The sequence below is a fragment of the Streptomyces sp. SCA2-17 genome, assembly GCF_044336695.1.
In genome coordinates this window covers 334,206-360,604 of sequence record NZ_CP117521.1, presented here as the reverse complement: position 1 = coordinate 360,604, position 26,399 = coordinate 334,206, and the positions used below count along the sequence as shown (strand labels likewise).

18 protein-coding genes and 2 pseudogenes are annotated in these 26,399 nt (G+C 73.9%); 15 read left to right on the top strand and 5 right to left on the bottom strand.

Features of this window, described 5'->3' with window-relative positions; translation table 11 throughout:
• Positions 1-57: 57 nt before the first annotated feature.
• Complete coding sequence (locus PS271_RS01580) at positions 58-1,104, bottom strand: tetratricopeptide repeat protein (protein WP_398386617.1); 1,047 nt, start codon at positions 1,102-1,104, stop codon at positions 58-60.
• Positions 1,105-1,400: 296 nt separating this feature from the next.
• Between PS271_RS01580 and PS271_RS01575 the strand changes: the two are divergent.
• The 3 genes and pseudogenes from PS271_RS01575 (at position 1,401) to PS271_RS01565 (ending at position 5,520) form a co-directional block, all read left to right on the top strand.
• Positions 1,401-2,796, top strand: a pseudogene (locus PS271_RS01575) (MbnB/TglH/ChrH family RiPP precursor modification enzyme).
• Positions 2,793-3,794, top strand: a complete 1,002-nt coding sequence (locus PS271_RS01570) for a TIGR04222 domain-containing membrane protein (protein ID WP_398379405.1) — start codon at positions 2,793-2,795, stop codon at positions 3,792-3,794. The pseudogene PS271_RS01575 and the gene PS271_RS01570 overlap by 4 nt, the downstream one beginning before the upstream one ends.
• Positions 3,795-3,900: 106 nt before the next feature.
• Positions 3,901-5,520 (top strand): phospholipase D-like domain-containing protein, encoded by a 1,620-nt coding sequence (locus tag PS271_RS01565; RefSeq protein WP_398379403.1) that lies wholly within the window; start codon positions 3,901-3,903, stop codon positions 5,518-5,520.
• 89 nt (positions 5,521-5,609) lie between these two features.
• On the opposite strand, the gene PS271_RS01560 is transcribed toward PS271_RS01565, so the two are convergent.
• Entirely contained in the window at positions 5,610-6,848 is a 1,239-nt protein-coding gene (locus tag PS271_RS01560) for a serine hydrolase domain-containing protein (RefSeq protein ID WP_398379401.1), read from the bottom strand.
• 567 nt (positions 6,849-7,415) lie between these two features.
• Between PS271_RS01560 and PS271_RS01555 the strand changes: the two genes are divergently transcribed.
• The 7 genes and pseudogenes from PS271_RS01555 to PS271_RS01525 all read left to right on the top strand — a co-directional run bounded on the left by PS271_RS01555 (position 7,416) and on the right by PS271_RS01525 (position 17,308).
• Entirely contained in the window at positions 7,416-8,216 is an 801-nt protein-coding gene (locus tag PS271_RS01555) for a phosphatase PAP2 family protein (protein WP_398379400.1), read from the top strand.
• A 141-nt stretch (positions 8,217-8,357) separates the two neighbouring features.
• Positions 8,358-9,545: an acyl-CoA dehydrogenase family protein gene (locus PS271_RS01550; RefSeq protein WP_398379397.1), complete on the top strand. Its 1,188-nt coding sequence runs from the start codon at positions 8,358-8,360 to the stop codon at positions 9,543-9,545.
• A 25-nt stretch (positions 9,546-9,570) separates the two neighbouring features.
• Complete coding sequence (locus PS271_RS01545; RefSeq protein ID WP_398379396.1) at positions 9,571-10,497, top strand: oxygenase MpaB family protein; 927 nt, start codon at positions 9,571-9,573, stop codon at positions 10,495-10,497.
• Positions 10,479-12,833, top strand: coding sequence for a serine/threonine-protein kinase (locus tag PS271_RS01540; protein ID WP_398379394.1), 2,355 nt, complete (start codon positions 10,479-10,481; stop codon positions 12,831-12,833). Before PS271_RS01545 ends, PS271_RS01540 begins: the two co-directional genes overlap by 19 nt.
• 111 nt (positions 12,834-12,944) lie before the next feature.
• A pseudogene (locus tag PS271_RS01535) lies at positions 12,945-14,039 on the top strand (NAD(P)H-dependent flavin oxidoreductase); the annotation flags it as partial.
• A 143-nt stretch (positions 14,040-14,182) separates the two neighbouring features.
• Positions 14,183-15,736 (top strand): acyl-CoA synthetase, encoded by a 1,554-nt coding sequence (locus tag PS271_RS01530; protein WP_398379392.1) that lies wholly within the window; start codon positions 14,183-14,185, stop codon positions 15,734-15,736.
• A gap of 57 nt (positions 15,737-15,793) precedes the next feature.
• A complete protein-coding gene (locus tag PS271_RS01525) occupies positions 15,794-17,308 on the top strand; it encodes an acyl-CoA synthetase (protein WP_398379390.1) in 1,515 nt (504 codons plus the stop codon).
• A gap of 361 nt (positions 17,309-17,669) precedes the next feature.
• On the opposite strand, the gene paaK is transcribed toward PS271_RS01525, so the two are convergent.
• The gene (gene paaK / locus PS271_RS01520) at positions 17,670-18,980 is read right to left on the bottom strand and encodes a phenylacetate--CoA ligase PaaK (RefSeq protein WP_398379388.1); all 1,311 of its coding nucleotides are present in this window, start codon (positions 18,978-18,980) and stop codon (positions 17,670-17,672) included.
• Between the two features lie 85 nt (positions 18,981-19,065).
• The gene (locus tag PS271_RS01515) at positions 19,066-20,727 is read right to left on the bottom strand and encodes an acyl-CoA synthetase (protein ID WP_398379386.1); all 1,662 of its coding nucleotides are present in this window, start codon (positions 20,725-20,727) and stop codon (positions 19,066-19,068) included.
• 176 nt (positions 20,728-20,903) lie between these two features.
• On the opposite strand from PS271_RS01515, the gene PS271_RS01510 reads away from it, so the two are divergent.
• From PS271_RS01510 to PS271_RS01490, 5 genes are all read left to right on the top strand, one after another.
• Positions 20,904-21,707 (top strand): crotonase/enoyl-CoA hydratase family protein, encoded by an 804-nt coding sequence (locus PS271_RS01510; protein ID WP_398379384.1) that lies wholly within the window; start codon positions 20,904-20,906, stop codon positions 21,705-21,707.
• Positions 21,708-21,720: 13 nt separating this feature from the next.
• Positions 21,721-22,743: a Zn-ribbon domain-containing OB-fold protein gene (locus PS271_RS01505; protein WP_398379382.1), complete on the top strand. Its 1,023-nt coding sequence runs from the start codon at positions 21,721-21,723 to the stop codon at positions 22,741-22,743.
• On the top strand, positions 22,740-23,735 hold the full coding sequence (locus PS271_RS01500) for a thiolase family protein (protein WP_398379380.1): 996 nt from the start codon (positions 22,740-22,742) through the stop codon (positions 23,733-23,735). The genes PS271_RS01505 and PS271_RS01500 overlap by 4 nt, the downstream gene beginning before the upstream one ends.
• Positions 23,732-24,919, top strand: a complete 1,188-nt coding sequence (locus PS271_RS01495) for a thiolase family protein (RefSeq protein WP_398379378.1) — start codon at positions 23,732-23,734, stop codon at positions 24,917-24,919. Before PS271_RS01500 ends, PS271_RS01495 begins: the two co-directional genes overlap by 4 nt.
• A gap of 99 nt (positions 24,920-25,018) precedes the next feature.
• Positions 25,019-25,255, top strand: a complete 237-nt coding sequence (locus PS271_RS01490) for a DUF397 domain-containing protein (RefSeq protein WP_398379376.1) — start codon at positions 25,019-25,021, stop codon at positions 25,253-25,255.
• 7 nt (positions 25,256-25,262) lie between these two features.
• Here the strand turns inward: PS271_RS01490 and PS271_RS01485 are convergent, their stop codons facing one another.
• The gene (locus PS271_RS01485) at positions 25,263-26,279 is read right to left on the bottom strand and encodes an isopenicillin N synthase family dioxygenase (protein ID WP_398379374.1); all 1,017 of its coding nucleotides are present in this window, start codon (positions 26,277-26,279) and stop codon (positions 25,263-25,265) included.
• Positions 26,280-26,399 lie beyond the last annotated feature (120 nt).

The following is a 26,399-nucleotide window of genomic DNA, read 5'->3' as shown; positions in this document are numbered from 1 at the left end:
GGAACGCGTATGGGGAGCAGCGCGTACGGGAAGGCGTACGCGATAGAGCGCCTACGGTCAGGCAGCCGGCCGGGCACCGGCCGGCGTCACCCCCAGCTCGGCCCGCGCCGCCTCGACCATCTCCCGCGCGTGCAGCAGCCCGATCCGGCCGAGCGTACGGTGCAGGTCGTCCAGCTCCGCGGCCGTCCCGGCGCGGTCGTGCCCCAGCCGGGCCCGGGACTTGACCAGCCCCAGCCTGGCCAGCGCCGCGCCCCGCGGCTCCGCCATCTCCTCGAACTCCGCGAGCGCGCCCTGGTAGCACTCCTCGGCCTCGGCGTAACGGCCCGCGCGGAACAGCACGTTGCCCCGCATCTTGTGGTTGTAGGCGAGCGCGCTCACCAGCTTCATCCGCCGGCACGTCGCCTCCGCCTCCGACAGCAGCGCGAGCGCCCGGTCCGTCTCGCCCCGCAGGGACAGCACATCGGCGATCCCGCGCAGCGCCCACGCGTGGCCGCGCGCGTCGTCGGCCCCGCCCGATATCTCCGCGGCCTCCTCGAACATCGCGAGCGCGGTGTCGTACGAACCGGAGTTGCGGTGCATCTGCGCGATGCCCTCCAGCGCCCACACCGTGTGCCGGGCCTCGCCGCGGCGCCGGGCCTCCGCCAGCAACTGCTCGTGCAGCGCGCCGACGGCCTCGTAGTCGCCCTGGATGCGACCCGTCTCGGCCAGGCCCGCGAGGGAGTAGCCGCGGGCGACGACGTCGCCGCCCCGCTCGGCGAGGGCGGCGGCGATGGTGAGCCACCGGCGGGCCAGGGCCAGTTCACCGCGCTGCCGGGCGAGCGTGCCGCCGCTCCACACCGCCCACGCCATCGCCCCCTGGTCGCCGGCCTCCCGCGCCGCCCGGTAGCTGGCCTTCCACGCGCCCTCGGCCTCCGGCACCCGGCCGAGCCGCCGGCTCGCCTCGGCGACGGCCAGCCCGGCGTGCGCCGCGTCGAGGGCGGAGCCCGCCAGCTCGGCCCGCTGCTGTTGCTCGACGGCCTTGGCGAGCACTTCTTCGAGGGAAGCGTTCACCGAGAGGTCCTCCAGGGAGCCCCGGTACTCGGGAGCAAATGCCTTGCCGTACATGGTCCGCCTCACGTCGGGATTTGCGGGATCGCTGACGGAAGGGCGGGGGGCATCACACGATGGCAGCCCCGTACGCCCTACCGATGATCAAGAAACTACGGCCCCGGACCACCGCGGGTAATCAGACCGTGAGGCGGTGTTCCGTACATCTGAGGTCCGGTGCGGACGCCGCAGGTCATACGCGAGATGTACGGGGATCCAGGGCCGGGGGAAGGATTTGTAAAGTGTCCCGCTGGGAAATCCCCTGGTACAGGCGTTCGGCGCCAGGGGGAGCAAGAAAGAACGGGGGGCGGGCGATGAGCCATTCCGGTGTGCCCGGCGGGCTGGGGACGGGGGTCGGCTGGCGGCCGGAGATCGCCGGTGCCCTCGCCGGGCCGGTCCGGGCCGACTGGGTGGAGGTCGTGGCCGAGAACGTCTGCCCCGGGCACCTCCCCGAGCCGATCCGGCTGCTGCGCGAGCGCGGCGTGACGGTGGTCCCGCACGGCGTCTCCCTCGGCCTGGGCGGCGCGGACCGCCCGGACCTCGCCCGGCTCGCGGCGCTGGCCGAGCGCGCCGAGGCCCTCGGCTCGCCGCTCGTCTCCGAGCACATCGCCTTCGTACGGTCCGGAGGGCCGCTGACGGGCTCGCCGCGCATCGAAGCCGGCCACCTGCTGCCCGTGCCCCGCACCCGCGACGCCCTGGACGTCCTGTGCGAGAACGTCCGCATCGCGCAGGACATGCTGCCCGTACCGCTCGCCCTGGAGAACATCGCGGCCCTCATGACCTGGCCCGGCGAGGAGCTGACGGAGGGCCGGTTCCTCGCCGAGCTCGTCGAGCGGACGGGCGTACGGCTGCTCATCGACGTCGCCAACCTCCACACCAACCACGTCAACCTGGGCCAGGACCCGGCGGCCGCCCTGGACGAGCTGCCGCTCGACGCCATCGCCTACGCGCACGTGGCCGGCGGCACCGAGCAGGACGGCCTGTGGCATGACACCCACGCCCACCCCGTCACCCGGCCCGTCCTCGACGTCCTCGCCGAGCTGGCCTCCCGCGTCGACCTCCCCGGCGTCCTCCTGGAGCGGGACGACGCCTTCCCCGCCCCGGACGAGCTCGCGGCGGAACTGGACGCGGTCAGGGCGACGGTGGCCCGGTCCCGGCGCTCCCCGCAGCCGGCCCGCCGCAAGAAGGAGGCCACCGGTGTCTGACCCCGCCGGCCCCACCAACTCCGCTGCCTCCCCTGCTCCCACGGCCGACGCCGCACGGAGGCGCCTCGCCGAGGCCCAGCACGCCCTGCTGTCGGCGCTCGTCGCGGACGCGCCCCCGCCGGCCGGCCACGACCCGCAGCGGCTGCGGGTCCAGAGCCGGGCGCTGCTGGGCAAGCGCGCGGAGGTCGTCGCGAAGGTCGCGCCGGAGCTGCCCGTCATCCTCGGGCCGGACTTCCGGCGGCTGTTCCTCGACCACGCCCGCGGCCGTCCCATGCGGCACGGCTACCGCCAGGACGCCCTCGACTTCGCCGCCGGGCTCCTGGAGGCGGACGGCGCACTCACCGACCCCGCACAGCGGGAGCGCCTCGCGGCATGGCGGGACGCGCACGGCACGACGGACCGTACGACGGGCCCCGCGGCCCCGGCCCTCCCGCCGTCCGCCCGCCTCGCCACGGCCTGGCGCACCCTGCGTTCACGCGTGACCCGAAAGGCAGCAGACCAATGACCACCGGCATCGTCGTGCTCTCCGTCGTGATGTACCTCGCCCTCCTGGCCCCCTCGGCCTGGCTGGCCATCACGCGCAAACGCGCGCTCGCCACCCCGAAGAGCGTGCCGGGCGAACCGGAGCTCCTTGAGGTCGCGTACCTGCGGGGCGGCCCGATCAGGGTGGTGGACACGGCCATCACCCGCATGTGCGAGGACGGGCGGGTGTCCGTCAACAGCAGCGGCGAGCTGAAGGTGGAGCGGGCCGCCGCGTCCAACGCCGTGGAGCGCGCCCTGCTGGCCCGGTGCGGCCCCGACTGGGGCACCAAGCTGTACCGGCTCCGCGTCCAGGTGCAGTTCGACCCGGCCGTGGACGGAGTCCGGGCCTCGCTCGTCAACCGCGGGCTGCTGATATCCCGTGCGGCGGAGGAGAAGTGGAAGCGGGCCGGAGAGGTGCAGGTGGGCGGCCTCGTCGTCGGGGGCGTCATCGCCATGGGGCTGTTCGGCGTGCCCGCCGCCCTCCCGTTGTCGCTTGTGGCGTTCGTCCTCCTCGCCGGCGGTATCAAGCTCCGCATGGCGTACGGGCCGGGCCCGAAGCCCGGGTTCACGCCGCGCGGGCAGGAGTTCACCGACCGGGTGGGGAAGACCGGACCCTGGAGCGTCCGTACCTCCGCCGGACACCCTGAGGGCGTCGCGGGCGTCGTCGCCGTGCGCGACACGGTCGGGCCCGAGCCGGACCAGCCGTACCTGCACCAGCTCAGGCTGGCGGTGCGGACGCGCCCCGGCACGAGCACCACCGCGAAGTCCTCCAAGTCCGCGAAGTCCTCCTCGTCGTCGTACTCCTCCTACTCCTCCGCCGGCGGGTACAGCTGCTCCGGTGCTTCCAGCTGCTCCTCCGGCTCCCACCACTCCGGTCACTCGGGTCACTCCAGCTGCTCCTCCAGCTCCTCTTGCTCCTCCAGTTCCTCCTGCTCCAGTTCGAGCTCCAGCTGCGGCGGCGGCAGCAGCTGTTCGTCCTGAACCTTTCCTTCCGGTCTGAACCGTTCCTTCCGGTGAGCTGGTAACTTCACCAGGTGATCACTTCTTGATCACCTGGTCATCACCACGCCCCCGAAAAGGAAGCACCTTGGCTCGCCACCGGCTCCGCCGTTTACTCCCCTCCGCAGGCCTCACGGCGGTCTCCGCCCTCGCCCTCACCGCGCTCCCCGCGGCCCCGGCGTCCGCTGACTCCCCCGCCGCCCCGCACCTCGACGCCGTCGAACAGACCCTCCGTCAGGTCTCGCCCGGCCTCGAAGGCCGCGTGTGGGAGCGCACCGCGGGCAACGCGCTCGACGCCCCTGCCGGTGACCCCGCCGGCTGGCTGCTGCAAACCCCCGGCTGCTGGGGCGACGCCGCCTGCACCGAGCGCCCCGGCACGAAGCGGCTGCTGGCCAGGATGACCGAGAACATCTCGAAGGCCACGCGCACCGTCGACATATCCACCCTCGCCCCCTTCCCCAACGGGGCGTTCCAGGACGCGATCGTCGCCGGCCTGAAGAAGTCGGTGGAGAACGGCAACAAGCCGAAGGTCCGCGTCCTCGTCGGGGCGGCGCCGGTCTACCACATGAACGTGCTGCCCTCGAAGTACCGCGACGACCTGCGCGACAAGCTCGGCAAGGCCGCCGACGGCCTCACCCTCAACGTCGCGTCGATGACGACATCCAAGACCGCGTTCTCCTGGAACCACTCCAAGCTCCTGGTCGTGGACGGGCAGTCGGCGATCACCGGCGGCATCAACAGCTGGAAGGACGACTACGTCGACACCACCCACCCGGTGTCGGACGTCGACCTCGCCCTGACCGGCCCCGCCGCCGGCTCCGCGGGCCGCTACCTGGACCAGCTGTGGACCTGGACCTGCGAGAACAAGAGCAACATCGCGAGCGTCTGGTTCGCGGCGTCCCCCGGCGCCGGCTGCATGCCCACGATGGAGAAGGACGCCAACCCCGCGCCCGCCGCGGCCACCGGGAACGTCCCCGTCATCGCCGTCGGCGGACTGGGCGCCGGCATCAAGGACTCCGACCCCTCCTCGGCCTTCAAGCCGGAGCTGCCGTCGGCGCCCGACACCAAGTGCGTCGTGGGCCTGCACGACAACACCAACGCCGACCGTGACTACGACACGGTCAACCCCGAGGAGAGCGCGCTGCGCGCCCTCGTCGCCAGCGCGCGCAGCCACGTCGAGATCTCGCAGCAGGACCTCAACGCCACCTGCCCGCCGCTGCCGCGCTACGACATCCGCCTGTACGACGCGCTCGCGGCGAAGCTGGCCGCCGGCGTGAAGGTGCGCATCGTCGTCAGCGACCCGGCCAACCGGGGCGCCGTCGGCAGCGGAGGCTACTCGCAGATCAAGTCGCTGAACGAGATCAGCGACGTCCTGCGCAACCGCCTCTCGCTCCTCCCCGGCGGCGCGCAGGGCGCGAAGACGGCCATGTGCAGCAACCTCCAGCTCGCGACCGCCCGCAGCTCGGACAGCGCCAAGTGGGCGGACGGCAAGCCGTACGCCCAGCACCACAAGCTGGTCTCGGTGGACGACTCGGCCTTCTACATCGGTTCGAAGAACCTGTACCCGTCCTGGCTGCAGGACTTCGGGTACATCGTGGAGAGCCCGGAGGCCGCCCGGCAGCTCGACGCCGAGCTGCTCGCCCCGCAGTGGAAGTACTCGCAGGCGACCGCCACCTTCGACTACGCCCGCGGGATCTGCCAGGGCTGAGCCCCCGGCGGGCCCTTCAAGGCCCCTGAAGGTCCCCGCAGAGCGGATCCGCGGCCCGCGGCCGGCGACAGCCGCGGGCCGCGGTGCTGTCAGCGCAGCGTCATCACCTTCTGCGGCGCGTGCTCGGGCGTCCGCGCGGCGGCGTCCCCGGAGGGCGCCTTGCCGCAGTACTCGGCCTCGGCCAGCGCGGTGAGGTCGCCGCTCCAGTCGCCGTTGAGGTTGAAGGCGGCGGTGTGCTTGCCGTCGGCCGTGGAGGCGGCCAGCGTGAGGGAGCCGTGGATGCCGCCGGTGTGCGACCACACGGTCACCCCGCACGACAGCGGAATCTCCGCCACCCCGAGGCCGTAGCGGGCGCCGGGCATCTGGCCACCGGTGGACACGGTGGTCTGGAGCTCCCGCTGCTGGGCGCGGGGCAGCAGCTTCCCGCTGATCAGTGCCCCGTAGAAGCGGTTGAGGTCGCCGGTGGTGGAGATGATCTCGCCGGCGGCCCCGCCCCACGAAGGATTGAGCTCGGTGGCGTCGACGGGCTTCGCGCCCGGCTCCCGGGAGACGGCCGTGGTGTACGCCGTGCCGTGCGGGTCCGGCATCTTCGGCGACGTGCCCGGCAGGGTGGTGGCGCGCAGGCCGAGGGGCCGGATGACGCGCCGCTCGATCTCGCGGGCGTACGCGTGCCCCGTCACCTTCTCGACGATCATGCCGGCGAGGATGTAGTTGGTGTTGGAGTAGTGCCAGCCCTCGCCCGGCCGGAAGTCCGGCGCGTGCCCCATCGCGGTCTTCACCAGGTCGGCCGGGGTGTGGGTGTCGTAGCGGTGCTCGAGGAAGCCGGGGCCGAGCAGCTTCTGGAGGCCCGGGTCCTCCGTGTAGTTGTAGACGCCGCTCGTGTGGTTGAGCAACTGCCGGATGGTGATCTTCCGGCCGTCGTGGCCGTTGCCCCGGACGACGCCCGGCAGCCACCGGTCGACGGAGTCGTCCAGGCGCACCTTGCCCTCGGCCTCCAGCTGGAGGAGGACGACGGAGGTGAAGACCTTGCTGACGCTGCCGATGCGGAAGCGGTCCTGGGGGAGGCGGGCGCGTCCCGTATCGACGTCGGCGACGCCCGCGGACCCCTGCCAGGTGCCGCGGGCGTCCCGTGTCTGCCCCAGGACGCCGGGTATGCCGGCCCGGACCTGGGCCTCCATGGCGCTGCGGGTGGCGGCGTGCCGGTCGTGCCGCCCGGTGGCGGCGTCGCCGGCCGGGGCGGCCGACGCGGGGACGGTGAGGGCTCCCGCGGTCATCGCCGCGGTGGCCAGCGCTCCCGCCACTGCTCTCTGGACGGTGCGTATGTTCATGACGTTCAACCCCTCTGCTCCGGCAGGTATGCGGACAGGGGGCAGGACTCCGCCAAGGCGCCCGGGGTTGAAGGGGCTTGTGGGAGGGGAGCGGGATCCGGCCATGGGGAATCAGAGTCTCCGGTTCCAGACCGGGTGGGGGACCGGATGCCGGGTGGGGAGCGGCTTGAGATACCGCACAGATTCCGGTGCGCGGGAACCGCGGAGAAGGCCGTGGCGTCAAGGGTGACCGCCGTGGCCCGGACGGTCCTGCCCCACGATCGGCTGAATCCCGCTCCCGGTCACCAGCCTGTCGCCGCCCCGGCGCCGTATCGCCGCCGCCTCCTCGTCCGGCAAGGGGCTCACTGTCGGGTATAACTCACTCACCCAGGGTGCTCCGCACCTGGTGGGTGGCGGCGTCCGCGGCCCGTGCCGGCCGTCCCGGCGGGCGCCCGCGAGGGGGTGCGGGCGGGGCGCGTGTAGCTTTGCCGTACAGCCGTGCCGCGTCACCTGTGCGGCATGTGATCGTCACCTTCGCGTGTACTGCCGTGCCGGTACCGCCCTACCCATTCAAAGGACGCCCCACCCATGCCGTACGTGCGCCACTGGTTGCGCAACTCCGTCCTGCTGTTCGCCGTCGCGATCGCGCTGGGCCTGGTCGCGGTGCACACCGACCTCATCCAGCCGCACGACCTGAAGCTGGACCGCACGGTCCAGACCACCTTCCGCACCGGGTGGCTGAACGTGGTCATGGAGGGGGTCAGCGCTCTCGCGTCCCCGGTCGCCGGGGTCCTGATCCTCGCGGTCTGGAGCGGCTGGCTGCTGTTCGTGCGGCGCCGGCCGGTCACGGCGGTCTCCACGTTCCTCGTCGTCGCGGTCGGCTGGAACAGCACCCAGATCGCGAAGGCCATCGTCGCCCGGCCCCGGCCGCCGAGGGAGTTCATGCTGGACCCGGAGATCGGCTCCAACAGCTTCCCCAGCGGCCACACCGCCTTCACCGTGGCCGTGGTCATCGCCGCGTACTTCCTCTTCCGGGAGTCGCGCCACCGGCGCACCGTGCTGGTTGTCGGCGCCTTCGCCGTGCTGCTCGTCGCCTTCTCCCGGTGGTACGTCGGCGCCCACTACCCGACCGACACCCTCGGCTCGGTCCTGATCGCCTCGTCCGCGATCCTCTTCGTCACCGGCATCTGGCACGCCTGGCTGCTGCCGCGGCTCTACCGCATCCCGCTGCTGGAGCGCTTCGGCCTGGACCAGGAGCTCGCCGAGCTGGAAGCCGCGGAGCACGGCGGCCACCACGGCCACACCCGTCCCGTGCCGCACAGCCGGCGCCGCGGCGGGGGAGGCGGCACGGCCGCCGGGGGGCGCCACCGCCGGCACGCCGGCCGCTGACGGCCGCGGCGCCGTCCGCCGCATCCGACAAAACCTCGCAGGGCTGACGCCCTGCGAGGTTTTGTTTTTCTCCGCCTTCCACATTTCTGGAACAGGTTCTACGGTGTGCGCCGTCGGTGCGGGCGAGACCCTGGAGGGGCCGTGGACCTCGAATACACCCCGGAACAGCAGCGCTTCCGCGCCGAGCTGCGCGACTACTTCGCCGGACTGGTCGCCGGCCGGGACCCGGAGAGCCACGACGACCCCGCCGGGCAGAAGAGCTTCTACCGCGCCACGATCCGCCGCCTCGGCGCCGACGGCCGCCTCGGGGTGGGCTGGCCCACCGAGTACGGCGGCAGCGGCCGGACCCCCATGGAGCAGTTCATCTTCTTCGACGAGGCCGCCCAGGCCGGCGTCCCCCTGCCCCTGATGGCGCTCAACACCGTCGGCCCCACCCTCATGCAGTTCGGCACCGCCGAGCAGAAGGCGTACTTCCTGCCGCGGATCCTCTCCGGCGAGCTGGACTTCGCCATCGGCTACAGCGAGCCCGACGCCGGCACGGACCTCGCCTCCCTCACGACGCGCGCCGTGCGCGACGGCGACGACTACGTCGTCAACGGGCAGAAGATCTGGACCACCAACGGCGACAGCGCCGACTGGATCTGGCTGGCCGTGCGCACCACCCCCGTCACGGACGGCACCCCGCCGCACAAGGGCATCACGCTCCTCCTCGTACCGACCAGCGCCCCCGGCTACTCCTGCACCACCATCAACACCCTCGCCTCCCACAGCACCACCGCCGGCTACTACGAGGACGTGCGCGTCCCCGTCCGCAACCGCGTCGGCGAGGAGAACCAGGGCTGGCGGCTGATCACCACCCAGCTCAACCACGAGCGCGTCACCCTCGCCGCCCACGGCGCGACCGCGATCCGCGCCCTGCGCGACGTCCGCCGCTGGGCCGCCGCCACCAAGCTCGCCGACGGCCGCCGCGTCATCGACCTCGGCTGGGTCCGCACCCGGCTCGCCCGCACCCACCTGCGCCTGGAGGCGATGAAGCTCCTCAACTGGCAGATGGTCGACGCCCTGCAACGCTCCGCCCTCACCCCGCAGGACGCCTCCGCCGCCAAGGTCTACGGCTCCGAGGCCCGCCGCGACGCCTGCGCCTGGCTCATGGAGGTCCTCGCCGCCGCGGGCCCCCTCAAGGAGGGCTCCGCCGGCGCCGCCCTCCACGGCGAACTGGAACGCGCCTACCGCGCCGCCGTCATCTTCACCTTCGGCGGCGGCAACAACGAGATCCAGCGGGAGATCATCTCCTGGATCGGCCTGGGGATGCCGCGCGTGCGCCGCTAACCTGACGACGACGGGAGGTGCCCCCATGCCGCAAGCCGATCCCGGGCTCTTCGGGCCCGACTCGGTCACCTGGCAGCTGCACGGCGACCCCATGATGTGGATCGCCGGGGTGCGCGCCCTGTGGCTCCAGGCGCTGCACCCCCGCGCGGTCCGCGGCGTGACGCAGAACTCCGACTTCCGCAAGGACGCCTGGGGCCGCCTCCTGCGTACCGCGAACTTCGTGGGCACCACCACGTACGGCACCACCGAGGCCGCCGAGCGCGCGGGCGCCGCCGTCCGCGGCATCCACCGCCGGCTGTCCGCCACCGACCCGGACACCGGCGAGCGCTACCCCGTGGACGACCCGGGCCTGCTGCTGTGGGTGCACTGCGCAGAGATCGACTCCTACCTCCACGTCGCCCGCCGCTCCGGCATCGCGCTGAGCGACGCCCAGGCCGACGCCTACTGCGCCGAACACCGGCAGTCCGCCCGCCTCGTGGGCCTCGACCCCGCCGCCGTGCCCGACACGGCCGGCCGGATGGCCGCCTACTTCGAGAAGGCGCGCCCCGAGCTCGCCCTCACCCCGGAGGCCCGCGGGGTCGACGCCTTCCTGCGGCGCCCGCCCGTGCCGCTCCCGGCGGTCCCGGCGCGCGCCCTGGTCTGGGGGCGGGTGGCCTCCCTCGCCTACGCCGCGCTGCCTCCCTGGGCCCACGAGCTGTACGGCCGGCCGGCCCCGCCGCCGGCCGTCGTCACCCGCCGGCTGCGCGCCGCGGGCGCCGCCCTGCGCCTGATCCCCGCCGGCGTCCGCTGGCAGCTGCCGCCCAAGCACATCCTCCGCGCCGTCGCCAGACTCGGGCCCGGTACCCGTCCTTCCGTCTACAACCTGCACAGACGGGCCGCCATACTGGAGGGGCCGGGGGAGGCGCGGGGCATCGACGGGGGCGGCGGCGGGGGATGGCGGACACCAGGCTGATCCAAGGGCGGTACCGCCTGCTCGAGCGCATCGGGCGGGGCGGCATGGGCGAGGTGTGGCGGGCGCTCGACGAGTCGCTCGGCCGGCAGGTCGCCGTCAAGTGCCTCAAGCCCATGGGGCCGCGGCACGAGCCGTCCTACCTCCGGGTGCTGCGCGAGCGCTTCCGGCGCGAGGCGCGCGTCGCGGCCGCCCTCCAGCACCGCGGCATCACCGTCATCCACGACTTCGGCGAGTCCGACGGCGTGCTCTTCCTCGTCATGGAGCTCCTCGACGGCCGCAACCTCAGCGAGCTCCTGGAGGACACCTGCGGGCACCCGCTGCCCGTGCCCGACATCCTGGAGATCGCCGAGCAGGTCGCCGCCGCCCTCGCCTACACCCACGGCCAGGGCGTGGTCCACCGCGACCTCAAGCCCGCCAACGTGATGCGGCTGACCGACGGCAGCGTCAAGATCTGCGACTTCGGCATCGCCCGGCTCGGTGACTCCATCGGCTACTCCTCGGTCTCCTCCCGGCTCACCGGCACCGGCATCGCCATGGGCACGCCCCACTACATGTCGCCCGAGCAGATCGGCGGCGCCCCGGTCGACCACCGCAGCGACCTGTACTCCCTGGGCTGCGTGCTGTACGAGCTGGCCACCGGCGCCCCGCCGTTCGACATGGACGACGCCTGGGCCGTGCTCGTCGGCCACCGGGACACCGCGCCCGTACCGCCGCGCACCCACCGGCCGGAGCTGCCGGAGGCCTTCGAGCGCATCGTCCTCGACCTGCTCGCCAAGGAGCCCGAAGACCGCCCTCCCGACGCCGCGGAGCTGCACGCCCGCCTGCTCGTGCTGGAGCCCCCGGGCCGGCTCGCCCGCCCGGTGACCATCCACCGGACGCCGCCCCGCCTGCCCTCCGTACGGGCCTCCGTCCGGCTGCCCGAGCCACGGCTGCCCGGCTGGGCCAGGAACATGACCACCGGCTCCAAGGCGACCGGCCCGGGGCCGCGGACACCGCTGCCTCCGGACCCGGCGGCGGCGCTCACCGGCGCCTGGACGGGGGAGGGTCCGGCGGCGAGGCTCACCGGTGTGTGGACGGCGGGGCCGGCCGCGCTCACGGCACCCGCCCGGCGCACCGCGCCCGGGCCGGCCGTGCCCGCCGCCGGCCTGCCCACCGTCCGCGAGGCGGCCGCCCCGCCCGCCCCGGAGGCCGTCGCCGCGCTCGTGGCCCGCCATCAGGAGGGCCTGCGCCTGGGCAGGCTGGGCCGCTGGGAGGAGGCCGGGCGGGCGCACGCCGCCGTCGCCGCTGACCGCGACCGGCTCCTCGGCCCCGACCACCCCGACACCCTCACCAGCCGTTACGAGGCCGCCTTCGCCCTCAGCGCCCTGGGCCGCCCGGCCGAGGCGCTGCGCGAGTACGCCCGCGCCGCGGCCGGGCGCGAGCGCGTCCTCGGGCCGGACCACCCCGCGACGCTCGCCGCGCGCCAGGAGACGGCGTACGTCCTCGGGCAGCTCGGCCGGCACTTCGAGGCGCACGACGTGTACGCCGCCGTGCTCGCGGCGCGCGAGCGGACCGCGGGTCCCGACCACCCGGACACCCTGCGCTGCCGCCACAACCTGGCCTTCAACCTGGGCCGCCTGGGCCGGCTGGCGGAGTCGTACCGCATGGCCTGCGAGGTGGCGGTCACCCGCTCCCGGGTCCTGGGCCCGGCCCACCCGGACACCCTCGTCAGCCGCTACGAGGTGGGGTACGCCCTCGGGCAGCTGGGCCGCTGGCCCGAGGCGCTGCAGACCTACCGCGAAGTGGCCGTCGCACGGCAGCGCGTTCTCGGCGCGGGCCACCCCGACACGCTCGCCGCCCGCTACGAGACCGGCATCTGCCTCGGCCGCCTCCAGCGCAGCGCGGAGGCCCTGCGGCTGTTCCGCGAGCTCGTGGACGAGCGCACCCGCGCCCAGGGGCCCGAGGACCCGGACACGCTGCGCGCCCGGCACTGCCTCGGCGTCAACCTCGGCCGCCTCGGGCGCTGGGAGGAGGCCCTGGCCGAGGCGCGCGACGTCTGCGCGGTGCGCGAGCGGGTGCTGGGCCGCGACCACCCCGAGACGCTGGTCAGCCGGCGCGAGATCGCGGTCGGGCTCGGCTGGCTCGGCCGCTGGACCGAGGCCCTCGCCGTCTACCGCGACGTCGCGCAGGCCCGGCAGCGGGTGCTGGGCGCCGACCACCCGGACGCCCTCACCAGCCGCAACGACGAAGCGCACTGCCTCGAACAGCTGGGTCGTTCCACCGAGGCCGTGGAGCTCTACCGGCAGGTCGCAGCGGTCAGCCGGGTCCGGGCCACGCGCAGCCGTTCCGGGCCCTGAGGGCCGGGGCGGTTCCCGCCCTGCGGCGGTGGGCCGGCAGGATGTCCCCAGCTGACGATGCGTCAGGAAAATCCCTTCCCTCGCCCGGCCCCCTGCGGCATCCTGCCGCCCATGCAGACCGAGTTGAGCCGGCGGCTGGGCATCGAGCACGCCGTCTTCGGCTTCACGCCCTTCCCCGCCGTCGCCGCGGCGATCTCCCGCGCCGGAGGGCTCGGCGTCCTCGGCGCCGTCCGCTACACCGACCCCGGCGACCTCGCCCGGGACCTCGACTGGATGGACGCGCACACCGGCGGCAGACCGTACGGGCTCGATGTCGTCATGCCCGCCAAGAAGGTGGAGGGCGTCACCGAGGCGGACGTCGAGGCGATGATCCCCGAAGGACACCGCAGGTTCGTCCGGGAGACCCTCGCCCGGCACGGCGTCCCCGAACTCGCCGCCGGGGACCGGCGGGGCTGGCGCATCACCGGCTGGATGGAAGAGGTCGCCCGCGCCCAGCTCGACACCGCCTTCGGCCACCCGCTCGCCCTGCTCGCCAACGCCCTCGGCCCGCCGCCCGCCGACGTCGTGCAGCGCGCCCACGCCCACGGCGTCCTCGTCGCCGCGCTCGCCGGCAGCGCCCGGCACGCCGCCCGGCACGCCGACGCCGGCATCGACGTCGTCGTCGCCCAGGGGTACGAGGCCGGCGGGCACACCGGCGAGATCGCCACCATGGTCCTCACCCCCGAGGTCGTCCGCGCCGTCGGACCGCTGCCCGTCCTGGCGGCCGGCGGCATCGGCTCCGGCGAGCAGATCGCCGCCGCGCTCGCCCTCGGCGCCCAGGGCGTCTGGCTGGGCTCCCTCTGGCTCACCACCGAGGAGGCCGACCTGGGCTCGCCCGCCCTGACGGCCAAGCTCCTCGCCGCGGGCTCCGGCGACACCGTGCGCTCCCGCGCCCTCACCGGCAAGCCCGCCCGCCAGCTGCGCACGGCCTGGACCGAGGCCTGGGACGACCCCGCCGGCCCCGGCACCCTCCCCATGCCCCTCCAGGGCCTCCTCGTCGCCGAGGCGCTGACCCGCATCCAGAAGTACGAGGCCGGGCCGCTGCTGGGCACGCCGGTCGGCCAGATCGTCGGCAGCATGAACACCCGCCGCGGCGTCCAGGCCGTCTTCGACGACCTGACAAGAGACTTCGAACGCGCCGTGGCCCGCCTGAACAGCATCGCGGGAGACGCACAAGGCCCACCCGAGGCCCGTGACCGAGAGACCGCCCCGAAAGCCGGCGCCGACGCGGGGCCGGGCCCGGACTGACCGTCAGAGCACGTACGCCGTCCACTCCGTCTTGCCCCCACCTCCGACCCGAAGGAGGTCCCATGCCCTCCCGACCGCCCAACGGCTTCTGGGCACAGGCCGCCGCCGAGCCCGGCCGCGCCGTCCTCGTCGACCCGGCCGGCGCCACCTGGACCGCCGGCCGCCTGCACGCCGCCGCCAACCGGCTCGTCCACGGGCTGCGCGCCGCGGGCCTGCGGGCCGGGGACGCGTTCGCCGTCGTGCTGCCCAACGGCGCCGAGCTGCTCACCGCCCACCTCGCCGCGACGCAGGCGGGCCTGTACTTGGTCCCGGTCAACCACCACCTCGTGGGCCCGGAGATCGCCTGGATCGTCGCCGACTGCGAGGCCAAGGCACTCATCGCCCACGAGCGGTTCGCCGCCGCGGCGACGGCCGCCGCGGACGAGGCCGCCCTGCCCGCCGCCCGGCGCTACGCGGTCGGGGACATCGCGGGCTTCCGCCCGTACGCCGCCCTCCTCGACGGCCACCCGGACAGCCCGCCGGCCGACCGCACCGCCGGCTGGGTCATGAACTACACCTCCGGCACCACCGGTCGCCCCCGCGGCATCCGCCGCCCGCTCACCGGCAGGCCGCCCGAGGAAGGTCACCTGGGCGGATTCCTCGGCATCTTCGGCATCCGGCCGTTCGACGGGAACACCCACCTCGTGTGCTCCCCGCTCTACCACACGGCCGTGCTCCAGTTCGCGGCCGCGGCCCTGCACATCGGCCACCGGCTGGTGGTCATGGACAAGTGGGCGCCCGAGGAGATGCTGCGCCTGATCGAGACCCACCGGTGCACGCACACGCACATGGTCCCCACCCAGTTCCAGCGGCTGCTGGCCCTGCCGGAGCCCGTCCGGGCCCGCTACGACGTGTCGTCCATGCGCCACGCCGTGCACGGTGCCGCGCCCTGCCCCGAGCACGTCAAGCGGGCGATGATCGACTGGTGGGGCGGCTGCATCGAGGAGTACTACGCGGCCAGCGAGGGCGGCGGCGCCTTCGCCACCGCCGAGGAGTGGCTGAAGAAGCCCGGCACGGTCGGCAAGGCGTGGCCCATCAGCGAACTCGCCGTCTTCGACGACGACGGCAACCGCCTCCCGGCGGGCCGGCTCGGCACGGTCTACATGAAGATGACCACCGGCGGCTTCGCGTACCACAAGGACGCCGGCAAGACCCGGGCCGGCCGCATCGGCGACTTCTTCACCGTCGGCGACCTCGGCTACCTGGACGAGGACGGCTACCTCTTCCTCCGCGACCGCAAGATCGACCTGATCATCTCCGGTGGCGTCAACATCTACCCCGCGGAGATCGAGTCCGTGCTGCTCGGGCACCCGGCCGTCGCCGACGCCGCGGTCTTCGGCGTGCCGCACGACGACTGGGGCGAGGAGGTCCGCGCGGTCGTCGAACCGGCCGAGGGCCACGCGCCGGACGCCGCGCTGGCCGCGGACATCCTCGCCCACTCCGCCGGGGCTCTGGCCGGCTACAAGCGGCCCAGGGCCGTCGAGTTCATCGCGACCATGCCCCGCGACCCCAACGGCAAGCTCTACAAGCGCCGCCTGCGCGAGCCCTACTGGACGGGCCGGGACCGCCCGGTGTGAGCGGCGGCCGCGGCCGCCCCTTGACCTTCCGGGCGCGGCGGCGCCAGGATCCGGGGCATGACGGGAGTCCGCGACAGCACGGTGGACGGCATCCTCCGGCGCACGGCCGCGCGCGTGCCGGACCGGACGGCCCTGCGGTACGGGGAGCGCGTCTGGACCTACCGCGAGCTGGACGAGGCCGTGACGGGCGCCGCCGCGGCCCTGCGCGGCAGCGGCCTGCGCGACGGCGACCGCGTCGCCTCCTACGGCCACAACTCCGACGCCTACCTGATCGGCTTCCTGGCCTGCGCCCGGGCCGGCCTCGTGCACGTGCCCGTCAACCACCAGCTCACGGGTGGCGAACTGGGCTACATCCTGGAGCAGTCGGGCAGCGCGCTGGTGCTCACCGACCCGGCCCTGGCCCACCGGCTGCCCGCTTCCGCCCGCACCCTGCCGCTGCGCGACGCCACGGACTCCCTGCTGGAGCGGTCGGCACAGCACCGGAGCCAAGGCAACGCCGCCCTCTTCGCCGGCGGCCCGGACCAGGGCGACCTCGCGCAGCTGCTCTACACCTCCGGCACCACCGCACAGCCCAAGGGCGCGATGATGACGCACGGCGCGCTCGTGCACGCCTACATGAGTGCGATCACCGCCCTGGACCTCAGGGAGACGGACCGGCCGCTGCACGCCCTGCCGCTGTACCACTCGGCGCAGATGCACGTGTTCCTGCTGCCGTACCTGGCGGTCGGAGCCGAGAACACCCTCATCGACGGGCCGGATCCGGACCGCGTCCTCGAACTGGTGGAGGCGGGGCGGGCCGACAGCTTCTTCGCCCCGCCGACCGTGTGGATCGCACTGGCCGGCCACCCCGGCTTCGCGACCCGGGACCTGTCGGCGCTGCGCAAGGCGTACTACGGCGCGTCCGTCATGCCCGTGCCGGTCCTGGAGCGGCTCCGCTCCCGCCTGCCCCGCCTCGCCTTCTACAACTGCTTCGGGCAGAGCGAGATCGGGCCGCTGGCCACCGTGCTGCGGCCCGAGGAGCACGAGGGGCGGATGGCCTCGTGCGGCCGGCCGGTGCTGTTCGTCGAGGCACGCGTCGTGGACGACAAGGGCGCCGACGTGCCCGACGGCACCCCCGGCGAGGTCGTCTACCGCTCCCCGCAGCTGTGCCGGGGCTACTGGGGCAAGCCCGAGGAGACCGAAGAGGCCTTCCGGGACGGCTGGTTCCACTCCGGCGACCTCGCGGTCCGGGACGCCGAGGGCTACTTCACGGTCGTGGACCGGCTGAAGGACGTCATCAACTCCGGCGGCGTACTGGTCGCCTCCCGCGAGGTGGAAGACGTGCTCTACGGTCACCCGGCGGTCGCGGAAGCGGCCGTCGTCGGCCTCCCCGACGCGCGCTGGATCGAGGCGGTCACGGCCGTGATCGTCGCGCGCGGCACGGTGACCGAGGAGGAACTACTGGAGTACGCGAGGGAACGGCTGGCGCACTTCAAGGCACCCAAGCGCGTACGGTTCACGGACGCCCTGCCCCGGAATGCCTCCGGCAAGGTGCTGAAGAGGGAGTTGCGGTCTGCCCTTTCGGCCGGATGACGACGGATTCGGCTGCTGTGATCGCGGATTCCGCCGGACACTCGCCGTGGTGGTGTCGCGCCGTAGCGGCGGGCATTTTTGCTGGTAGCTGCTGTCGCGCCCGATAGCTGGACCAGGCCGCCACGCCGAAACGGCCCGCCGCCGGGTATCCCGGTGGGGACGGATCACCGCGGCGGCGGTCTTGAGCCGGCCCGCAGGCGGGAACGCGCAGGAGGGCCGGGGGCGCAGGGGCAGGGTCCCTGGACGCTGACGTGTATTTGTGGCGCCAAGTGCGGGGCACGAACACGCAGAGGGGAAGGGCGCCGTAAATATACGGTCCAGGGACCCTGCCCCGGAGCCCCCGGCCCGGCCCCGCACCCCCTCACCCCACCCCCCGCTCGTCCACCACCCGCTTCAGCTTCCCCACCGACCTCTCCAGCGCCCCGCCATCCACCACCTCGACACCCACCGTCACCCCAACCCCGTCCTTCACGAGCCGCGCCACCTCCCCGGCGGCAGCCGCCCGCCGCTCCGCCGTAGCCTCCGGCCGCGCTTCGACCCGCACGGTGAGGTGATCCATCCGCCCCTCACGGGTGAGCCGCAACTGGAAGTGCGGCGCGAGCCCGGGCGTCCGCAGCACGATCTCCTCGATCTGCCCCGGGAAGAGATTGACCCCCCGCAGGATGATCATGTCGTCGCTGCGCCCGGCAATCCGCTCCAGACGCCGGAACGCGGGCCGCGCGGTCCCGGGCAGGAGCCGGGTCAGATCGCGGGTCCGGTAGCGGATGACGGGCATGGCCTCCTTGGTGAGGGAGGTGAGGACCAGCTCGCCGTGGCTGCCCTCGGGCAGCACCTCTCCCGTGACCGGGTCGACGACCTCCGGGTAGAAGTGGTCCTCCCAGATGTGCAGGCCGTCCTTGGTCTCCACGCACTCCTGGGCGACGCCGGGCCCGATGACCTCCGAGAGGCCGTATATGTCGACGGCGTCGATGGCGAAGCGCTCCTCGATCTCCCGCCGCATCTCCTCCGTCCAGGGCTCGGCGCCGAAGATCCCGGTGGTCAGGGAGGTGCTCCGGGGATCGATGCCCTGGCGCTCGAACTCATCGAGAAGAGTGAGCATGTAGCTGGGCGTCACCATGATGATCCCTGGCTCCAGATCCCGGATGAGCCCGACCTGACGCGCGGTCATGCCGCCGGAGGCGGGGATCACGGTGCAGCCGAGCCGCTCGGCGCCGTAGTGCGCGCCCAGGCCGCCGGTGAACAGGCCGTAGCCGTAGGCGACGTGGATCCGGTCGCCGGGCCGCCCGCCGGCGGCGCGGATCGAGCGGGCGACGACATCGGCCCAGACGTCCAGGTCCCGGTCGGTGTAGCCGACGACGGTGGGGGTGCCCGTCGTACCGCTGGAGGCGTGGAGGCGCCGGATCTCGCTGCCGGGAACGGCGAACATGCCGAAGGGGTAGTGCTCCCGGAGATCCGCCTTGGTGGTGAACGGGAGCCGGGCGAGATCGGCGAGGGTGCGGCAGTCCTCAGGACGTATGCCCGCGGCGTCGAAGGCCCGCCGGTAGAAGGGCACGTGCTCGTACGCGCGCCGGAGCGTGGCCCGCAGCCGCTCCAGCTGGAGCGCGGCCAGCTCGTCGCGGGACATCCGCTCGGCCGGACCTCCCGGAACCAACCGAGCGTTCGGTAGTTGCATGAGATCAAGTATCCAGAGGTAACGAGGGACGTCAAGAGGACGCCTCCCTCACACCCGCGCCCCCACAACTCCCCGGTGCGCGCCCTCAACCCCCCGGCCGCGCCCCCTCCTCCACGACCGCCCGCGCCCACCGGTAGTCCGCCTTCCCGCTCGGCGACCGCCGCACCCGCTCCGTGAAGACCACCCGCCGCGGCACCTTGTAGCCCGCCAGCCGCGCACGGCAGTGCGCCTCCAGCACGCCGGGCGGCAGCGGCCCGGCCCCCTCGCGCAGCTGGACGACGGCGGCCACCCGCTGCCCCCACCGCTCGTCCGGAACACCCGCCACCAGCACGTCGTACACGTCCGGATGCGCCTTGAGCGCCTGCTCGACCTCCTCCGGATAGACCTTCTCGCCGCCGGTGTTGATGCACTGCGAGCCCCGCCCCAGCAGCGTGATCTCGCCGTCCGCCCCGGCCCGCGCCATGTCGCCGAGCAACACCCACCGCTCGCCGCCCGCCCGGAAGAACGTCGCAGCGGTCCGCTCCGGGTCGTTGTAGTACCCGAGCGGCACGTGGCCGCGCTGCGCCACGCGCCCTTCCCCGCCGGGCGCCACCGGCTCATGGGTGACCGGGTCGACGACGGCCGTACGGTTGTTGACGCGCAGCCGCAGCAACCCACCGCCGGAATCCACCCCCGCCCCCGCCCCATCCACCGGGGCGTCCGCGGCCGTGCCGTTGAAGCCCGACTCCGAGGAGCCGAAGTTGTTCAGCAGCGCCACGTGCGGCAGTAGCGCCCCGAACTGCTCCCGCACGGTGCGGGAGAGGATCGCACCCGAGCTGCTCACGCTGAACAGCGACGAGCAGTCGGTGCCCCGCAGCGGCCCGGCCAGCGCGTCCACCAGGGGCCGCAGCATCGCGTCGCCGACCAGGGAGACGCAGGTGACCTTCTCCCGCGCGACCGTGCGCAGCACCTCCTCGGGGGCGAACCTGCTGTGCAGCACGACCTTCTGGCCGTAGTCGAAGGCGATGAGCGCGGTGAGCGTGGACGTGCCGTGCATCAGCGGCGCGGTGGGGAAGAAGACCAGTCCCTCGCCGCTCTCGGCGACCCGCTCGGCCAGCTCCCGCGGGTGCCCGACCGGTTCGCCGGTGGGGGCGCCGCCGCCGAGCCCGGAGAAGAACAGGTCCTCCTGGCGCCACATCACGCCCTTGGGCAGGCCGGTCGTGCCGCCCGTGTAGATGATGACCTGGTCGTCCGCCGAGCGCGGCCCGAAGCCCCGCAGGGGCGACCCCGACGCCTCGGCCTCGGCGAAGGGGACGGGCGGGAGAGCGGGCTCGGGCGCCCCGTCCGGAGGCGTCCCGACGCGTACGAGATGGCGCAGCAGGTCCGTGCGGGGGAGCGCCGCGGCCACCCGGGCGGTGAACGCGGCGTCGAAGACCAGCGCCACGAGGTCGGCGTCCCGGTAGAGGTAGGCCAGCTCGTCCTCGACATAGCGGTAGTTGACGTTGACGGGCACCGCCCGGATCTTCAGGCAGGCCCAGAAGGTCTGCAAGTACTCGACGCCGTTGTAGAGGTGCAGCCCTACGTGGTCGCCGGGCCGGATCCCCCGGCCGCGCAGGTGGTGCGCCAGCCGGTTGGCGGCCGCGTCGAGCTCCGCGTACGTCAGCCGCCGCTCGGTGCCGCTCCCGGGGAGGTCCACGTGGACCAGGGCCTCCCTGCGGGGCACGGCGTCCACGACCGACTCGAAGAGATCCGCGAGGTTGTAGTCCACGTTTCCTCCTGCCCGGGGGAACGGCGGCCGGCGCCCATTAGAGCGCCGCGGGCCGCAGGGAGGAAGGGCCGGGGGCCGGGAAGGCCCAAGAAATCTGACGGGAAGTCAGAAAAGCCTTGAACCCCGCCCCCGCCTCCTGCACCCTGTTCCCGTCGCCGGGACGGGAGGAAGACCCCATGAGCGGGACCGAACACCTCACGGTCGAACGCGTCGGTGCCACACTGGTGCTCACCCTCAACCGGCCGGAAGCGAAGAACGCCCTGTCGCTGCCGATGCTGGCCGGGCTCCACGACGGCTGGCTGGAGGCCGACGCCGACGACGCGATCCGCTCCGTCGTGCTCACCGGCGCCGGCGGGGCCTTCTGCTCCGGCATGGACCTCAAGGCGCTGCACGGGCCGGGCGGCCCGGCGGACGACGCCTGCCGCGCACGGTTCAAGGCCGACCCCGACCTGCACTGGAAGGCCATGCTCCGCCACCACCGGCCGCGCAAACCGGTCATCGCCGCCGTCGAGGGCCCCTGCGTCGCGGGCGGCACGGAGATCCTCCAGGGCACCGACATCCGCATCGCCGGCGAGAGCGCCGTCTTCGGCCTCTTCGAAGTGCGCCGGGGCCTCTTCCCCGTCGGCGGCTCCACCGTCCGCCTCGCCCGCCAGATCCCGCGCACCCACGCCCTGGAGATGCTGCTCACCGGCCGCCCCTACGGTGCTGCCGAAGCCGCGCGCATCGGCCTCATCGGCCACGTCGTCCCGGACGGCACCGCCCTGGAACGAGCCCTGGAGACCGCCGCGCTCGTCAACGCCAACGGGCCGCTCGCCGTCGAGGCCGTCAAGGCCTGCGTCCACGACACGGCCGGCCTGGACGAGGCCGCGGGCCTCGCCCTCGAACTCGAACGGGGCCTGCCGGTCATCGGCAGCGCCGACGCCAAGGAGGGCACCCGGGCCTTCGCCGAGAAGCGCCCCGCCGTCTACCGGCGCGCCTGAAGGGAGCCTCGCCGTGCCGGAGATCCTCACCGCACCCCTGACCGTCTCCTTCCCCTTCACCCGCTCCCTCGGACCCGTCCAGAGCGCCTTCCTCACGGGCCTCCGCGAGCGCACCGTCCTCGGCGTGCGGACCACCGACGGCCGCGTCCTCGTACCGCCCGTCGAGTACGACCCCGTCACCGCCGAGGAGATCCGCGACCTCGCCGAGGTCGCCCCCACCGGAACCGTCACCACCTGGGCCTGGAACCCCGCCCCCCGGGACAACCAGCCCCTGCGCACCCCCTTCGCCTGGGTCCTCGTCCGCCTTGACGGCGCCGACACCGCCCTGCTGCACGTCCTCGACGCCCCCGGCCCGCACGCCGTACGGACCGGCATGCGCGTGCGCATCCGCTGGGCTCCCGAACGCACCGGCGCCATCACCGACATCGGCTGCTTCGAGCCGTACGAAGACGAGGCCTACCAAGACGAGGCCGGCGAAGACGAGACAGACGCAGGGAAAGCAGGCCAAGGCCAGGCCGACGAAAGGGAAGCCGGCCAACGCCCCGCCACCCCGCACGACGGCGTCTTCGACGACCCCGTCACCGGCATCGTCACCCCCGCCCGCCTCGACTACACCTACACCCCAGGCCGCGCCCTGAGCCGCCACCTCGCCGCCCTCGCCGAGCACCGGATCACCGGCGAACGCTGTCCCTCCTGCCGCAAGGTCCACGTCCCGCCCCGGGGCGTCTGCCCCACCTGCGGCGTCCCCACGGCCGAGCAGACCGAGGTCGGCCCGCACGGCACCGTCACCACCTTCTGCGTCGTCAACATCAAGGCCAAGGGCGCTGACATAGACGTCCCCTACGTCTACGCCCACATCGCCCTCGACGGGGCCGACCTCGCCCTTCACGCGCGCATCGGCGGCATCCCCTACGACGAGGTGCGCATGGGGATGCGCGTCGAACCCGTATGGACCGGCGACGCCCGCCACCCGGACCACTTCCGTCCCACCGGCGAGCCCGACGCCGCCTACGACACCTACAAGGAGCTGCTGTGACGCCGCCCCGCGACGTGGCCGTCGTCGCCTTCGCCCACAGCGAGCACGACGGCGGCGCCGGCGGCGCGTCCGAGCCCGAGATGCTGCTGCCCGTCCTGCGCGAGGCGCTGGACCAGGCGGGACTGGCCCCCGGCGAAGCCGACTTCACCTGCTCCGGGTCCAGCGACTACCTCGCGGGCCGCCCCTTCTCCTTCACGCTCACCCTCGACAGCGTCGGCGCCTGGCCGCCCATCGCCGAATCCCACGTGGAGACGGACGGGGCCTGGGCCCTGTACGAGGCCTGGGTGAAGATCCTCACCGGCCGGGCCGACACGGCCCTCGTCTACGCCCACGGCAAGCCCACCGCCGGCAACCCGGCCGACGTCCTCACCCGCCAGCTCGACCCCTACTACCTCGCGCCCCTGTGGCCCGACCCGCGCGCCCTGGCAGCCCTCCAGGCCCGGGCCCTCATCGACGCCGGCCACCTGGAGGAGCCGCCCGCCGCGGAGGCCCACCCCGTCCTGCCCCTGCGCGCCGGCGACTTCCCGGCACCCGTAGACGGCGCGGCCGCCGTCGTCCTCGCCGCCGGCGACACCGCACGCCGCATGCGCGAGCGGCCCGCCTGGATCCGCGGCATCGACCACCGCATCGAACCCCAGGCGCCGGGCCTGCGCGACCTCACCGACTCGCCTTCCACCCGCCTGGCCGCCGAACGCGCCGGAGCCTTCCGCGCCCCCGTCGACACGGCCGAACTCCACGCCCCCTGCACCGCGCAGGAGACCGTCCTGCGGCGGGCGTTGCGCCTCGACGACACCGTCACCGTCAACCCCTCCGGCGGAGCGCTCGCCTCCGACCCCGTCATGGTCACCGGTCTCGTCCGGCTCGGCGAAGCGGCCGCCCGCATCCACCGCGGCGACTCCGGCCGGGCCCTGGCCCACGCCACCTCCGGCCCCTGCCTTCAGCACAACCTCGTCGCCGTACTGGAAGCCGCTGCGGAAGGGGAGACCCGGTGAGCGGAAGCGGTCAGCGGACGGGCAGGGAGCCCGTCGCCGTCGTCGGCATCGGCCAGACCAAGCACGCCGCGGCCCGCCGGGACGTCTCCCTCGCCGGACTCGTCCGCGAAGCCGCCCTGCGGGCCCTCGACGACGCGCAGCTGTCCTGGGCCGACATCGACGCCGTCGTCCTCGGCAAGGCCCCCGACTTATTCGAGGGCGTGATGATGCCCGAGCTCTACCTCGCCGACGCCCTCGGCGCCGCCGGGAAACCCGTCCTGCGGGTGCACACCGCCGGCTCCGTCGGCGGCTCCACGGCCCTCGTCGCCGCCGACCTCGTCGCCGCGCGCGTCCAGCGCACCGTCCTCGCCGTCGCCTTCGAGAAGCAGTCCGAGTCCAACGCCATGTGGGGCCTGTCCCTGCCCGTGCCCTTCCAGCAGCCCCTGCTGGCCGGCGCCGGAGGATTCTTCGCCCCGCACGTACGGGCCTACATCCGCCGCAGCGGCGCGCCCGGCAGCGTGGGCGCGCTCGTCGCCTACAAGGACCGCCGCAACGCCCTGCGGAACCCCTGGGCCCACCTCCACGAGCATGGCATCACCCTGGAACAGGTGCGCTCCTCGCCCATGCTGTGGGACCCCGTGCGCTACTCCGAGACCTGCCCGTCCTCCGACGGCGCCTGCGCCGTGGTCCTCACCGACCGCGCCGGTGCCGCCCGCGCCCCGTACCCGCCCGCCTGGGTGCACGGCGGCGCCATGCGCAGCGAGCCCACGCTCTTCGCGGGCAAGGACTTCGTCTCGCCGCGCGCGGGCCGCGACTGCGCCGCCGAGGTCTACCGGCAGGCCGGCATCACCGACCCGCGCCGCGAGATCGACGTCGCCGAACTGTACGTGCCCTTCAGCTGGTACGAGCCGATGTGGCTGGAGAACCTCGGCTTCGCCGCCGAGGGCGAGGGCTGGAAGCTCACCGCCTCCGGCGCCACCGAGCCCGGCGGCGAACTGCCCGTCAACCCCTCGGGCGGCGTCCTGTCCACCAACCCCATCGGCGCCTCCGGCCTCATCCGTTTCGCCGAAGCGGCCCTCCAGGTGCGGGGGAGGGCGGGGGAGCACCAGGTCGACGGCGCCCGCACGGCGCTCGGCCACGCCTACGGAGGGGGCGCGCAGTTCTTCTCCATGTGGGTGGTGGGCCGTCAGCCGCCCACCACCTGAAGGAGCGCACGGCGGAGCGTTCGCCGCCGTGCGGCCTGTGCGGCGCACGCCGCGCTCGCTAGGGTGGGCGCGGGAGGACGACCGGGAGGAGCTTCAGCAGTGGCGGAGAGCACGACTGAACGACCGGCGGGCGGCATCGTGCCCGATCTCGACCTCGGCAACGCCGCCTGGCTGTCGAGCAGCCAGGGGACCGGCGATGTCCAGATCGCCTTCGTCGAAGGCTTCATCGCGATGCGCAACGGACGCAATCCGGACGGGCCCGCGCTCGTCTTCACGCCGGGGGACTGGCGGGCTTTCGTACGCGGCGCGCGCGAGGGCGACTTCGACCTGACCTGATGGGCTGTCAGCCCACGGGCGTGCCCTCGGTCAGCAGCTCCGCGTGGTGGCGGCGGGCCACCTGGGGGTGCGCACGCAGCCAGCCCTTGATCTCGTTGCGGCCGTACTCGGCGAACAGCGGGTTGCGGGCGTCCTGCGTGACGCCCGGCGCCCGGTCCGCGTGCGCGAACGGCACGGGCGCGATGCGGGCGTCCAGGCGCGGGTTGTAGAAGAACGGGACCGAGAACCGCTCGCGGGTGCCGGCGGGGCTGACCACACGGTGGTTGGTGGCCTTCAGATAGCCGTTCGTGGCCACCTCCAGCAGCTCGCCCAGGTTGATCACGAACGCGCCCGGCACCGGCGGCACGTCGACGAAGGACCCGTCCGCCGCCTCCACTTGCAGGCCGCCGACCTCGTCCTGGAGGAGCAGGGTCAGGAACCCGTAGTCCTTGTGGGCGCCCACGCCCTGGCCCGCCCCGTCGGGGGCGCTGCCGGGGTAGCGGACCAGCTTCAGGTGCAGGTGGGGGCGGTCGGCGAAGGCCTCGTCGTAGAAGTCCTCGGGGGCGCCGATGGAGGCCAGCAGCTCGTGCAGCAGCCGCTCGGCGACCGCGCTCAGCCGGTCGATCCAGCCCAGCGCCGCCGTACGCAGCTCGGGCAGGGCCGCGGGCCACTGGTTCGGGCCCTCCAGCCACCAGTAGCCGGGCTCGTCCGGGCCCGGCACGTGCGGCTCCCGCTCGGCGCCTATGTCGAGCTGGTCGCGCCAGTCCCGGCTGCCGCCGGTCCGCTCGTCGCCGGTGCGGGTGTAGCCGCGGAAGTGGGGGGAGTTGAGGTTGCTGATGGACAGCCGGTCCGCCTCGGGGAGGGCGAAGAACGCCCGCATGGTGCGCCACAGTTCGGCGGTCTCGGCCTCGGTGACGCCGTGGCCGGTCAGGTGGAAGAAGCCCACGTCGCGCGCGGCCGAGTGCAGCTGCTCGCGGAAGCGGGCACGGGCCTCGGGGCCGGCGGAGGCGGCGGAGAGGTCGAGGACGGGAAGCTCGTTGCTCATGAGGGTTGTCCACAGCGTGAGGGCCCGGAATCGCGTACGGCGGTGCGCCGGACGCCCGCGCCGCCGCCGCGGGGTGCGCGGGCAGGGCGGAGCGGGACCGGGAAAGCGGCAGGAAGGAAA

Excerpts from the sequence above, each read along its gene's own strand:
- PS271_RS01560 (WP_398379401.1), bottom strand. The coding sequence starts at position 6,848 with ATGAACATACGCACCGTCCAGAGAGCAGTGGCGGGAGCGCTGGCCACC.
- PS271_RS01525 (WP_398379390.1), top strand. The coding sequence starts at position 15,794 with ATGACGGGAGTCCGCGACAGCACGGTGGACGGCATCCTCCGGCGCACG.
- PS271_RS01530 (WP_398379392.1), top strand. The coding sequence starts at position 14,183 with ATGCCCTCCCGACCGCCCAACGGCTTCTGGGCACAGGCCGCCGCCGAG.
- PS271_RS01485 (WP_398379374.1), bottom strand. The coding sequence starts at position 26,279 with ATGAGCAACGAGCTTCCCGTCCTCGACCTCTCCGCCGCCTCCGCCGGC.
- PS271_RS01545 (WP_398379396.1), top strand. The coding sequence starts at position 9,571 with ATGCCGCAAGCCGATCCCGGGCTCTTCGGGCCCGACTCGGTCACCTGG.
- PS271_RS01510 (WP_398379384.1), top strand. The coding sequence starts at position 20,904 with ATGAGCGGGACCGAACACCTCACGGTCGAACGCGTCGGTGCCACACTG.
- paaK (WP_398379388.1), bottom strand. The coding sequence starts at position 18,980 with ATGCAACTACCGAACGCTCGGTTGGTTCCGGGAGGTCCGGCCGAGCGG.
- PS271_RS01540 (WP_398379394.1), top strand. The coding sequence starts at position 10,479 with ATGGCGGACACCAGGCTGATCCAAGGGCGGTACCGCCTGCTCGAGCGC.
- PS271_RS01580 (WP_398386617.1), bottom strand. The coding sequence starts at position 1,104 with ATGTACGGCAAGGCATTTGCTCCCGAGTACCGGGGCTCCCTGGAGGAC.
- PS271_RS01570 (WP_398379405.1), top strand. The coding sequence starts at position 2,793 with ATGACCACCGGCATCGTCGTGCTCTCCGTCGTGATGTACCTCGCCCTC.
- PS271_RS01555 (WP_398379400.1), top strand. The coding sequence starts at position 7,416 with ATGCCGTACGTGCGCCACTGGTTGCGCAACTCCGTCCTGCTGTTCGCC.